The following is a 12,457-nucleotide window of genomic DNA, read 5'->3' on the forward strand; positions in this document are numbered from 1 at the left end:
AATGAATATTCTGGAGACCCTTCAAAATCTGCTGAACGATTCCGGTTTCGTGAGCTTTTTCGCCGACGGCGGCTGGAAAAACCTTGTGATGATCGCCATCTCCTGTGTGCTGCTATATCTGGGGATCAAGAAAAAGTTTGAACCGCTGCTGCTGGTGGGCATTGCTTTCGGCTGTCTGCTGGTAAACGTGTCGAACTTCTTTGTGGACGGCGTCAGCTCTGCCAACGCCCTGTATCACCCGGAACTGTGGAACGCATTCCTGGATGAAAGCAGCGCATATTATCACAGCTATGGACATATTATGGCAAACGGCGGTCTGCTGGATATCCTGTATATCGGTGTAAAATCTGGCTTGTATCCGTCCCTGATCTTCCTGGGCATCGGTGCTATGACGGACTTTGGACCTTTGCTGTCCAGTCCGAAGAATCTGCTGCTAGGTGCTGCTGCGCAGATGGGTGTCTTTCTGGCATTCTTCGGTGCAGTTTGTCTGGGCTTTGACGGCAACCAGGCAGCTTCTATCGGCATCATCGGCGGCGCAGACGGTCCGACGGCAATTTTCCTGACCAGTAAGCTGGCGCCGGAACTGCTGGGACCAATCGCCATTGCAGCATATTCCTATATGGCGCTGATCCCCATGATCCAGCCGCCTCTGATGCGTCTTCTGACTACCAAAAAAGAACGGGAAGTCAAGATGGAAATGACACGTCAGGTATCCAAGACAGAAAAAATTCTCTTTCCCATTGTGGTAGCCATGGTTGTCATTCTGCTGCTGCCATCTACAGCACCTCTCATCGGCTGTCTGATGCTAGGTAACCTGTGGCGGGAATGCGGCGTGACAGAGCGCCTGTCCGACACAGTACAGAATGCGCTGATGAATATTGTCACAGTGTTCCTGGGGATTTCTGTAGGTGCTACAACAGTGGCATCCTCATTCCTGTCCCTGCAAACCTTGATGATCGTTTTCTTGGGGCTGGCTGCTTTTTGCTTCTCCACCATCGGAGGTCTGCTGGTGGGCAAGCTCATGTATCTGGTTACCGGCGGAAAAGTCAATCCGCTGATCGGTTCGGCTGGTGTATCCGCCGTTCCTATGGCAGCCCGTGTTGCACAGAAGGAAGGACAGAAAGCAAATCCGTCCAACTTCCTGCTGATGCACGCTATGGGTCCCAACGTTGCCGGCGTTATCGGTTCGGCAATTGCAGCAGGCTTCTTGCTGGCAGTGTTTAAGTGAGAAAATACACGTATAAAATGTGTAGAAAGGGTGCGGCTAAAAAAACAGCTGCACCTTTTTTGTTTCTGGAAAAGTTGATTCTCCATAAAATTTTATCGACCCCTTGACAAACGAACTTGAATGTGCTATACTGTTATTATCATATTGATATTAACACTAGAACAGAAACAGTGAGGTGCATTCTTATGAAACGTCTTATCGCAGAAAAACAGAGCATTTTTCTCAGAGCGTCCATCAGTGATCTGTGTAATTTTTCCTGTCAGTACTGCCCGTCTGACTTGGGAATGGAGAACCACACCCCTACATGTCTTCAGGCACCGGTGCTTCGTGCAGAGGAATATGTGCGCAACTTGCACTGGATTGCACAGCACGGATTTCAAAATATCACGTTTACCGGCGGCGAACCGCTGCTGTGTCCCTATTTTGCAGAGCTTGCCAAGGCATGCCGCAGTATATTCCGGATGACCGAGATCACCACTAATGGCACGCAGCTGATACGCCATATGGACACGGTGCAGCAGTATATTGATGTGCTGAAAATCTCCATGGATGCATTGACACCGGAGCTTGCCGCACAAATTGCATGTAGCCCTGCCGCAGCCAGAACGCCGCAGATCGTAGAGGAATGCTGCCGTGCCGGAGTGAAAACCATCGGGCTGAATTTTGTGTACATGAAACAGAATGCCCAGGAACTGCCAAAGCTCATTGATTTTGCAGCGGAATTGAAACAAAAATACGGCACCGAGATCTACATCAGTGTGCTGGATCTATACTATTCTGAGGGCAACCGGCAATTCTGGCAAGCGCAATTTGCAGATCTCGCCCAGCTTCGCAGCCGCATCGCATGGGAAAATACAGACGTGCACCGCCGACTGCGAGTGGGCTGCGATTCTTATAACTTTGTCCGGAATGGGATTACCGTCAATATGAAGGACAGCATTTCCTGTACTCACCGGGCGGAAATGTGTGAGACATGTACAGAATATTGTCAGGAAGGTATCTATAGTCTGAAACACTCCGCAAGCGGCTGGATCGGGGTATGCCCTACCAATCACCCTGCATTCGGAACATTGCTTCACGCTGACATCACCGAATCAGAAGCGCACGATGCCATAGACAAGTATGTGGATATCATCAACAGCATTGTCCGGGTAGATCATACAGGTGCCGACTTCTGCCGCCGGAGAAATGTGGGTGATGCACATGCGTGATATCATGGCACATCTGCGAGATCCCGTGGTTCAAAAAAATCTGAACATGGGCAGAACAATCAAACAGGCCGTACGAAACTTTCTGGAACAGCGTGGATTCATGGAATATGATACGCCCATTTTACAGCCAAAGGGTGGGGAGATCTATAATCCCACATTCGATGTGCAGATCGACGGCGATTCTGCCTGCCTTGGGGATTCTCCCCAGATGTACAAAATGCTGCTGTTACACGCCGGTTATGAGCGGTACTATCAATTCGCCCACTGTTTCCGCCCTATCGCCCACGAGAACAATCGTGAAACACGGCTATGCGAATTCATGCAGCTGGATCTGGAAATGCAGATTCCGTCTCTGGAAGAACTGCTTGCCTTTGCCGAAAGCCTGCTGCGTGAGATTATGGAAACGCTGTCCATTCATGCAGAGATCAGTGTTATGGATGGCTTAGTCTGCCGAAAAATCTACGGTGATGAAATGAAGCCTGACTGCCGAAAGAACAAAGATACCGTCTCCGTGGTATTCCTGAAACGTATGCCGCTGACAAACGGCGAAAAGACACCAATAGGAACATGGATTCCCTGCCATCATATCTTTGCGCTGCCATCCGAGGAAATTACGGATATGTCAGAGGAAACACTGTTGCAGATGACTACAGAATCCTTTGACGTTGTCATAAACGGCATTGAAGTGGGCGGCGGTGATCTGCGGATCATGCAGCGCAGTCTACAGGAAAAAATGATGGAGATCTTTCATGTGAAACCGGAAAAATACGGACAGTATCTGGAGCAATTGGACAATGCCGGTACTTTGCAGATCGGCGGTTTTGCCTTTGGACTGGAACGCCTGGTGCAGGCACTGTCAGGCTGCGGCAATATACGACTGACTGTACCGTTTGATCAACTTTATGAAGGGAGAAACAACGATGCATGATATAAAAAAACAAGCCGAGGAACAGCGGTTTCTAAACGAATACGACCCTAACGCCTATACGCCCATGGCGGTCACAGTGGATCTCGTGGTATTCGGTGTGACAAGAAGTGCAAGCGACAATTACCGCAAGCTGGACAGCCAAAAGCTGAATATTCTACTGGTCCAGCGAAATGAGTTTCCGTTTAAGAACAGCTATGCCCTGCCTGGCGGCTTTGTCCGTCCGGATGAGACCCTGGAACAGGCGGCACAGCGTGTTTTGCACGCCAAAACTGGATTGGATCATCTCTATCTGGAACAGTTGTATACTTTTGGCGCAGTAGAGCGTGACCCCCGAATGCGTGTCATCAGCTGTGCCTATCTTTCGCTGATCGACACGGAACAGGTACACATCGCAGATGCCCAGTGGCAAAGCGTGGACGAAGTAGAAACACTGCCCCTTGCCTTTGACCATAACCAGATCATTGCTGAAGCACGTGCCCGGCTGAAAAACAAGATCAACTACACGGATATTGTATTTCACATGATGCCGAAAAAGTTTACCATCAGCCAACTACAGGAAGTGTATGAGATCATTCTCGATACGAAGCTTTTGCCTGCTGCATTCCGACGCACCATTGCAGAACAGATCGTGGAGACAGAAGAATTTTCCAAAGCTGCCGGACACCGTCCGTCACGGCTGTTCCGGAAAAGGTGAATACTGTAGGATGTCTACAAATTGGTGTATGACAAATCTCATTGAGAATATAAAATAGATTTCTCTGACTGTTCACACTTCTCCTCTTGATTTTTTCTGCGGCATATGATATTCTTATAATAATTTTTATAGGGTAACACCCAGCAGTTCCGTTTCAGAACAGCCACGGTGTTGCCCTTATTTGTACAGCGGGAGGTTTTTCACATGAGATCTTTGGAACAAAATAATCCCCTGGGAACGGAATCGGTCTCCAGGTTAATGACGAAATTTGCTGTACCGAGCATTGTCGCCATGCTGGTCAGCGCACTATATAACATCATTGACCAGCTGTTTATCGGACAGGCTGTGGGCACTTTGGGCAATGCAGCAACAAACATCGCCTTTCCCTTTTCCACATCCTGTATCGCCCTTGCCCTGCTTTTCGGCATCGGCGGCGCATCCTGTTTCAATCTAAATATGGGACAGGGAGAGACCAAAAAAGCACCTTATTTTATGGGAAACGCAATTACCATGCTGGTTTTCAGCGGTGTACTGCTCAGCGCTGTGACTCTGCTGTTTCTGACACCTCTGCTGAAATGCTTCGGCTCGCCGGATGATGTACTGCCTCTGGCGCAGGTATATGTCCGCATCACCGCTTTCGGCTTTCCATTTCTGATCCTGACCACCGGAGGCGGTCATCTGATCCGTGCGGATGGCAGCCCGAAAATGACTATGATCTGCAACCTGACCGGTGCAGTCATTAACACAGGGTTGGATGCGCTCTTTGTCCTGAAGCTGGATTGGGGCATGGCAGGGGCCGCCTATGCTACAGTCATTGGAGAAGTCATTTCGGCGCTGATCGTGATTGTCTATCTGGTGCGGTTCCGCAATGTTAACCTCCAGTGGAAACATTTGATCCCACGCCGGCAGTATACGCTGCGGGTTGCCTCCATCGGCATGGCATCCTGTTTCAACCAGCTTGCCATTATGATCGTACAGATCGCTCTGAACAATTCTCTGCGGTATTATGGTGCGCTTTCCATTTACGGGGAATCAGTGCCCCTTGCCTGTGCGGGCATTGTCATGAAAGTCAATCAGGTAGTCTTTTCCATTGTCATCGGACTGGGACAAGGAACGCAGCCCATCGAAAGCTTCAACTATGGCGCAAAGCGCTATTCACGAGTACGCCAGGCATACGGACTTGCCTCCAAAACCGGCGCTGCCATTTCCATTCTGGCATTTATTTTGTTTCAGCTATTTCCGAGGCAGATTATTTCCCTGTTTGGATCAGGGAATGAGAGTTATTACGAATTCGGAGTCAGATTTTTCCGAATTTTCCTGTTTTTCACCTGGATCAATTTCGTCCAGCCCATTACATCGACATTTTTCACTTCCATTGGCAAACCGGTGAAAGGTATGTTCCTTTCCCTGACACGACAGATTCTCTTTTTCCTGCCCTTTTTGATCGTACTGCCGCTGATTTTCGGTATTGATGGTATTTTGTACACCGGTCCTATTGCGGACTTTTTATCTGCCGCAGTAACCATCGGTATGGTGGCGCTGGAATTCCGGCGGATGAAGAGGTTAGAGGAGGCTGCACAAAGACAAGCCTAAAAGCCTGTTTCTATGAAGTTTCTAAACGTCTCAATCCGTCTGGTGCTCTAACATATTTAAATACGATGAACCCCATTGACACATAGCATCCAGCACTGGAATAATCGTTTTTCCAAACTCGGACAGTCGATATTCCACTTTTGGCGGTACGACCGGATAAACTGTACGGATAACCAGACCATCACGTTCCAGATCACGCAGCTGCTGCGCCAGCATTTTTTCCGTTGCCTTCGGGATAAGCCGTTTTAGTTCGCTGAATCTTTTCTGCTCCTTAATCAGATGCCACAGAATGACTGCTTTGTATTTTCCACCAATGAGTTGTATGGTTGCATCAACCGGACAGTTAAACTCTTTGGGACAGATTTTCATGGAAATTCTCCTTTTCTTACTTTTTGGGAAGTATATGACAAAAAAGTGGGTACTTGTCAATTCGAAATCTCTATGCTATAATCATATCATAATCGATTATAATTTGCAAGCTGTACAGCCGAAAGGAATTTATCATGGAGTTTTCCAAACTGATCACGGAAAGGCATTCTGTGCGGAGCTATCTTCCGAAACACGTAGAACCTGAGAAGCGAAACGCCATTTAAAAGCTGGACGAATTGCCCCAACTGCTGCAAATTTACAGCCGGTTCAGGTATTGGTTCTGGAACATGAATCCAGCCTTACAAAGCTGGGAAATGCAGTAAACATCTATGGTGCACCCTTGGCATTTCTTGTATGTGCTGACCACAGCACCGCATGGAAAAGACCCTTTGATGAAAAGCAAACCACTGATATTGATGCTTCTATTGTGACTGACCATATGATGCTGCAAGCAGCATCTCTCGGTCTAGGCAGCGTCTGGATCTGCTATTTCAAACCTGATATCCTGAAAAAGGAATTTAACATTCCCGGCCATCTGGAGATTGTTAATATTCTTGCAGTCGGATATACCAATGAAAAGGCTGTCCATCCAAAGGAACGAAAGAGCTTAGACAAATTTGCTTTTTTTGAGCAACTATAACTACACTATTTTTTCTATGATATGACGCAAAAACTCTGCTGTATGGGGATTGTCCTGTACAGCAGAGTTTTATGATGACCACCTTTTCTCAAAGTGCATCAATACAATATTCCTTACGCCAATACTAAACATAATCAAAAAAACAGAAAAGTCTCCGAAAGCACGTGGCTTTCGGAGACTTACAATATCTTTGAAAAGTAAAAAATTTATCTCTTTGAGAACTGCGGAGCACGACGTGCTGCCTTCAGACCATACTTCTTTCTTTCCTTCATTCTCGGGTCACGAGTGAGGAAGCCAGCCTTCTTCAGAACCGGACGCAGTTCCGGGCTGTAAACCAGCAGTGCACGGGAAATGCCGTGACGGATTGCACCAGCCTGACCAGTAACGCCGCCGCCAGTAACGGTGCAAATCACATCCATCTTGTCCATGTTGTCAGTCAGATTAAGAGGCTGACGAACGATGAGCTTCAGGGTGTCCAGACCGAAATACTCGTCAATATTTCTGCCGTTAATGGTGATATTGCCAGTACCCGGATACAGACGAACTCTTGCAACAGAGTGCTTCCGTCTGCCAGTACCATAGTAGTATTTAACCTTAGATTCGTACATCTTTTCTGCTCCTTTCCCTTAGAACTCGCAAACTTCCGGCTTCTGTGCCGCCTGCTTGTGCTCTGCGCCCTTGTAGGTACGCAGACGCTTCAGCTGGTTTGCGCCCTGGGTATTGTGCGGGAGCATTCCCTTGACAGCGATCATCATTGCTTCATCTGCTTTTTCTTCCATCATAACCTTGTACTGCGTCTTCTTCAGGCCGCCGATCCAGCCAGTATGCCAGTAATAATACTTCTGCTCCAGCTTGTTGCCGGTGAGAACTGCCTTGTCGCAGTTGATGATGATAACATGGTCACCACAGTCTACATGCGGTGCAAATGTCGGCTTGTGCTTGCCGCGCAGCAGGTGCGCAGCCTGTGCCGCAACACGTCCCAGCGGCTTTCCAGCAGCGTCCAGAACATACCACTTGCGGTCTACTTCGCCGACTTTCGGCATAGTTGTTGCCATAGTAAATTCCTCCATCTAAACTTCTATCAAAAATAATCTCGGTTCCGCAAAAAGCAGGAACCAGGCAGAGGGCAGTTGGGTCAGACTGCACTGCCGGCATTGCGCAAGATTATAACCGGTCTCTCTGACAGTACAAAAAATATTATAACATAAAACATCCGAAAATGTCAAGCCAAAACCAACAGATTTTCTTTCGATTTTCAGAAGAATTTCCTTGTGAATTTTGTGCATGTTGCCATTTCGGGAAAGAGAACGTCCTGCATACTTGCAATTTTTTCAAAACTGCGATATAATAGTATATCAGCAGTCCGGCATCTAAGACAATCAGACCGGAACCGCACAGAACGCAGGAGGTGTTTTATATGTATCCCAGGCATTCAGAGAGGTCTGCACAGCTGGTATTTCTCACACGCCGTGCCTATGAGACAAAGCAGATCCGCCTATTGCTGCGTACAGACGCTGTCTGTGACGAGCGTGACACAGGCTGGCAGCTGCTCCACGGAAATGAAACGGGGCTGGAGCTTGCCAACCCGGAAAACAGTCTTTTGATCTCCGTAGATCGTGCCCTGGAACTAGAGCCATGCCTGACCCCCCTTCTCACGGCGCACACGCCGCCGGCAAAGATGGCATATGCCTATGACGAAACGACAGGGGCATTTCTCCCTACAGCATATCCGGAAGATCCGCCCACTTGCTGAGAACCCGGCAGTCAACCGGTGATCACGTGGCTGGCATCTGCATTGGCGAGGATCATATAGTACACCAGACACGCAAGAATACATACAATAAAGAAAGCGACGACCACCCGAAACCGAAAGCGAAGAAACGGTTTCGGCTTGTGGATATCGTCCACACGGCGCAGCTGTTTTTGCTTTTTACTCATAATCAAACTCCCTTCGCAGCGATCTGATTCTATTATACGGGATTTGCATGGATTTTGCAAGACTTTTTTCTATGAATGCTAGAAATATACTTTTTATAGTTACAATAAAAGGTAAAACTGTAAGGGCGAACTACTATTCAGTACATCTACTGCAAATGTCCCACTGGGACATTTGCAAAATCTCACTTACTGAAAAGTCGTTACAAGGGGAAAGCAGTCTTGTTCGCTTTCCCCTCGAAAAGCTGTCGCTTTTCTCACCCCTTTTCTCCGTGCGCCGAAAATACGGCGCAGGGTATTTCGCCGTCTGCGGACGGCGACCAGGGCTTCTCGCCCTGGACCTCGCCAGCATTTTTGAAAAATTGCTGGACCAAAAAACTTCATTACCAAGCGTCTTTTTTGGAATAGGAAAGAAACATTTTAAATTCCATCTTGAAATAAATCACCCCAGAAAGGAGCCATTACTATGTGTGGTTTTGTAGGATTCACCAATCACATTGACAATTCCAACGTTGTCCTCCAGGAAATGCTGGACAAAATCCGTCACCGTGGACCGGATGCTGAGGGAACTTACATTGACGAGCATATTGCTCTGGGACATCGCCGCCTGAGCATCATCGACGTTTCCGATGCTGGAACCCAGCCTCTTTACAGTGAGGACGGCAATCTGGTTCTGGTCTATAACGGCGAGATCTATAATTATCAGGAGATCCGTTCCCGTCTCGCAGAAGCAGGCTATCACTTTACCACACAGACAGACTCTGAGGTACTCATTTACGGTTATCGAGAATACGGCCCATCCCTGCTCCAGCAGCTGCGGGGCATGTTCTCCTTTGTCATCTGGGATAAACAAGAGCAAACTCTGTTCGGCGCACGGGACTTTTTCGGCATCAAGCCCCTCTATTATGCACAGATGGGAGAGACTTTCCTCTTCGGCTCGGAAATCAAGAGCTTCCTGAGCCATCCCCATTTCAAAAAAGTACTCAACACCACCGCACTGGAAAACTATCTAACCTTCCAGTATTCCCCCTGCGACGAAACCTTTTTCCAAGGTGTCTACAAACTGCCGCCGGCACATTATTTCATCTACAAAAACGGCAAATTCGAGATGACACGGTACTGGGATGTCCACTTCAAAGCGGACGAAAAACCGGATCTGGACACCTGGGTAAACCGCATCTCCGATACCTTCCACAACAGCGTAGAAGCTCATAAGATCGCCGATGTCGAAGTCGGTTCGTTCTTGTCCAGCGGCGTGGATTCCAGCTATGTGGCAGCCATCGCCAATGTGGATAAAACTTTTACGGTAGGTTTCGGCACAGAAGAACGCTATAACGAAATTGGCTGGGCAAAAGGCTTTTCTGAAGCGATTGGCAAGAAAAATTATAACAAGGTGATCTCCCCGGAAGAATATTGGGAAAAGCTGCCCATGATCCAGTATCATATGGATGAACCTCTTGCCGATCCTGCCGCCATTGCCCTGTATTTCGTGTGCAATCTGGCATCCCAGTCCCTGAAAGTTGTTCTGTCCGGCGAGGGTGCGGATGAAATCTTCGGCGGCTATAATGTATACAGCGAACCCGGCGGCTCTGCCTATGACAAGCTGCCCCGTGGTCTGCGCCGGGGTATTGGTGCCATTGCTGAAAAAATGCCGGCACACCGGGGCAGAAACTTCCTGGTACGTAAAGGCAAAGATCTGGAAGAACGCTTCATCGGCAACGCCTATATGTTCACGCCGGAAGAACGCAGATCACTTCTGAAAATGCGCACCAATGCGCCTGATCCCATGGTGATCACCAAGCCTTTTTATGATAAGGTGCAGGATCAGGACGATGTCACCAAAATGCAGTATCTGGATCTGCACATGTGGATGGCTGGCGATATCCTGCTAAAAGCCGACAAAATGAGCATGGCAAACTCGTTGGAGCTGCGTGTTCCGTTTTTGGATAAGGAAGTCATGGCACTGGCAGAGCAGATCCCCACACGGTATCGTGTGACACGGGAATCGACTACGGACGAAAAAACGCCCTATATCACCAAATATGCCATGCGTCTGGCTGCCAAAAAGGATACACCGCCTGAGACAGCAAAGACGGCTGCCAAGAAAAAGCTGGGCTTCCCGGTACCCATTCGTGTATGGCTGAAGGAAGACAAATATTATCAGATCGTGCGGGATCGTTTCGAGAGCGATGAAGCGAACCGGTTCTTCCATACAGAAAAGCTGGTACACCTGCTGGACGAACACCGTGCCGGAAAAGCTGACAACAGCCGTAAGATCTGGACGCTGTATATGTTCCTGGTGTGGTATCAGGTTTACTTCCCGGAAAATTGTGAAGCATAAACGAAATAAACGACCCTTACAGCAGGTGATTCTATGAACAATGCGACCCATACGCAAAAATATACGGCAGAAACCTATTATGATACCGTAAAAAACACCTCTCAGCTAACGGAACTACTAGATGGCGAGATCGTTGCCATGGCGTCCCCCAGCATCTTACACCAACGTATCTCCGGCGGATTATACCGCAGGCTCGGCAGCTATATCGACGCCAACCACGGCGGCTGTGACACCTTTATTGCGCCAACAGATGTGAAATTGGATGAAGAAAACATCGTAGTTCCGGATGTATTTATCGCCTGTCATGCAGACTGGTTCGACAGCCAGAAATATAATGGTGCACCGGATTTTGTAGCAGAAGTTGTTTCCTCCAACCGCAGCGATGATTTTGACCGTAAGCTCTGGCACTACCGCACCAGCGGTGTCCGGGAATACTGGATCATTGACCCTCAGCACCAAAAAACCGTAACCTATTTCTTTGAGGAAAGCCAAATACCCCATATTTACACCTTTGATACACCGATTCCCATGCGGATCTATCAAAATCATCCAGATCCCCTGACCATCTGCATTCAGGATCTGCTCTGAAAAGGAGACACCATGTCAAGCCACGTCACCTATGCCTATATCCGACAAAATCCTGATATCCGGGAATATATCCGCCGTGCCGACATGGCACTGGCTGCCATCGGCTATACAGAACATTCCTTTGCCCACGTGGAAAAAGCAGCCCATACCGCTGCCATGATCCTGGAGACTCTGGAATATCCGGCAAGAGAAATTGAACTGGCAAAGATCGCTGGTTTTCTCCATGATATCGGCAATGTTATCAACCGTACAGACCACGCCCAGAGCGGTGCCGTCATGGCATTCCGTCTGCTGGATCGGTTGGAAATGCCTGTAGACGAAATCTGTTCCATCATCTCCGCCATCGGCAATCACGACGAGGGAACAGCACAACCAGTGGATGCCATCTCTGCTGCGCTGATCATCGCCGACAAAACCGATGTACGCCGAAGCCGTGTCCGAAATACGGATTTTATGACCTTTGATATCCACGACCGTGTGAATTATGCCGTGGAATATTCCAATCTCCATTTCAGCGATGACCTGAAATCCATTGTGCTGGATCTGAAAATTGATACAGAGATCTCTTCCGTGTTGGAATACTTCGAGATCTTCATGGAACGTATGCTGCTGTCCAAACGTGCAGCACTGTTCTTTGACCGGAAGTTCAAGATGTATATTAACGGCAGCAATATATTATAGGCAGCAAATATTGAAGCTGCAATCAGACTCTGAAAAGACAGCCACCCCACTTTTTTTGAAAATCCCCAGAAAAAACGACAAAAACGCTTTACAAACCACTGGAAATGTGCTATAATGTGAAACGAAAGTACGTTGTGGTTTTACATGACAAAAACCATTGGAGAAACCGCTTCGAGAAATCGAGGCGGTTTTTTCTTCAGCGCATTGTTTTCTTAGAGCCTGTTCAGTATCTTTTTATGTGCGGATTTT

Annotated in this window: 14 protein-coding genes; 10 read left to right on the forward strand and 4 right to left on the reverse strand. The window is 48.1% G+C overall.

What is annotated here, in order from left to right; translation table 11 throughout:
* The first annotated feature begins 1 nt into the window (after position 1).
* The 5 genes from QZ375_RS00865 (at position 2) to QZ375_RS00885 (ending at position 5,654) form a co-directional block, all read left to right on the forward strand.
* On the forward strand, positions 2-1,228 hold the full coding sequence (locus QZ375_RS00865; protein ID WP_295214090.1) for a sodium ion-translocating decarboxylase subunit beta: 1,227 nt from the start codon (positions 2-4) through the stop codon (positions 1,226-1,228).
* Positions 1,229-1,413: 185 nt separating this feature from the next.
* The gene (locus QZ375_RS00870) at positions 1,414-2,439 is read left to right on the forward strand and encodes a radical SAM protein (RefSeq protein ID WP_295214091.1); all 1,026 of its coding nucleotides are present in this window, start codon (positions 1,414-1,416) and stop codon (positions 2,437-2,439) included.
* A complete protein-coding gene (locus QZ375_RS00875; RefSeq protein WP_295214165.1) occupies positions 2,426-3,367 on the forward strand; it encodes an amino acid--tRNA ligase-related protein in 942 nt (313 codons plus the stop codon). The genes QZ375_RS00870 and QZ375_RS00875 overlap by 14 nt, the downstream gene beginning before the upstream one ends.
* Positions 3,360-4,061, forward strand: coding sequence for an NUDIX hydrolase (locus tag QZ375_RS00880; RefSeq protein ID WP_295214092.1), 702 nt, complete (start codon positions 3,360-3,362; stop codon positions 4,059-4,061). The genes QZ375_RS00875 and QZ375_RS00880 overlap by 8 nt, the downstream gene beginning before the upstream one ends.
* Before the next feature lie 204 nt (positions 4,062-4,265).
* Complete coding sequence (locus tag QZ375_RS00885; RefSeq protein ID WP_295214093.1) at positions 4,266-5,654, forward strand: MATE family efflux transporter; 1,389 nt, start codon at positions 4,266-4,268, stop codon at positions 5,652-5,654.
* 30 nt (positions 5,655-5,684) lie between these two features.
* On the opposite strand, the gene QZ375_RS00890 is transcribed toward QZ375_RS00885, so the two are convergent.
* A complete protein-coding gene (locus QZ375_RS00890) occupies positions 5,685-6,023 on the reverse strand; it encodes a helix-turn-helix domain-containing protein (protein WP_295214094.1) in 339 nt (112 codons plus the stop codon).
* A gap of 274 nt (positions 6,024-6,297) precedes the next feature.
* On the opposite strand from QZ375_RS00890, the gene QZ375_RS00895 reads away from it, so the two are divergent.
* On the forward strand, positions 6,298-6,663 hold the full coding sequence (locus tag QZ375_RS00895; RefSeq protein ID WP_365727915.1) for a nitroreductase family protein: 366 nt from the start codon (positions 6,298-6,300) through the stop codon (positions 6,661-6,663).
* Positions 6,664-6,869: 206 nt separating this feature from the next.
* On the opposite strand, the gene rpsI is transcribed toward QZ375_RS00895, so the two are convergent.
* On the reverse strand, positions 6,870-7,271 hold the full coding sequence (gene rpsI / locus QZ375_RS00900; RefSeq protein WP_295214095.1) for a 30S ribosomal protein S9: 402 nt from the start codon (positions 7,269-7,271) through the stop codon (positions 6,870-6,872).
* 18 nt (positions 7,272-7,289) lie between these two features.
* Positions 7,290-7,718 (reverse strand): 50S ribosomal protein L13, encoded by a 429-nt coding sequence (rplM, locus tag QZ375_RS00905; protein WP_295214096.1) that lies wholly within the window; start codon positions 7,716-7,718, stop codon positions 7,290-7,292.
* A gap of 362 nt (positions 7,719-8,080) precedes the next feature.
* Here rplM and QZ375_RS00910 point away from each other — a divergent pair, with 362 nt between their 5' ends.
* Entirely contained in the window at positions 8,081-8,416 is a 336-nt protein-coding gene (locus QZ375_RS00910; RefSeq protein ID WP_295214097.1) for a DUF2185 domain-containing protein, read from the forward strand.
* Between the two features lie 11 nt (positions 8,417-8,427).
* Here QZ375_RS00910 and QZ375_RS00915 read toward each other — a convergent pair whose 3' ends face one another.
* Complete coding sequence (locus tag QZ375_RS00915) at positions 8,428-8,601, reverse strand: hypothetical protein (protein ID WP_295214098.1); 174 nt, start codon at positions 8,599-8,601, stop codon at positions 8,428-8,430.
* A 463-nt stretch (positions 8,602-9,064) separates the two neighbouring features.
* Here QZ375_RS00915 and asnB point away from each other — a divergent pair, with 463 nt between their 5' ends.
* Genes asnB through QZ375_RS00930 form a run of 3 tightly spaced genes read left to right on the forward strand, consistent with a single transcriptional unit; the run spans position 9,065 to position 12,208 of the window.
* Positions 9,065-10,939, forward strand: coding sequence for an asparagine synthase (glutamine-hydrolyzing) (gene asnB / locus QZ375_RS00920; RefSeq protein ID WP_295214099.1), 1,875 nt, complete (start codon positions 9,065-9,067; stop codon positions 10,937-10,939).
* A gap of 33 nt (positions 10,940-10,972) precedes the next feature.
* Complete coding sequence (locus QZ375_RS00925; protein ID WP_295214100.1) at positions 10,973-11,527, forward strand: Uma2 family endonuclease; 555 nt, start codon at positions 10,973-10,975, stop codon at positions 11,525-11,527.
* A gap of 12 nt (positions 11,528-11,539) precedes the next feature.
* Positions 11,540-12,208: an HD domain-containing protein gene (locus QZ375_RS00930; RefSeq protein WP_295214101.1), complete on the forward strand. Its 669-nt coding sequence runs from the start codon at positions 11,540-11,542 to the stop codon at positions 12,206-12,208.
* Positions 12,209-12,457: the final 249 nt, after the last annotated feature.

This window comes from Ruminococcus sp. (assembly GCF_019417665.1).
Taxonomy (GTDB): domain Bacteria; phylum Bacillota; class Clostridia; order Oscillospirales; family Ruminococcaceae; genus Ruminococcus_C.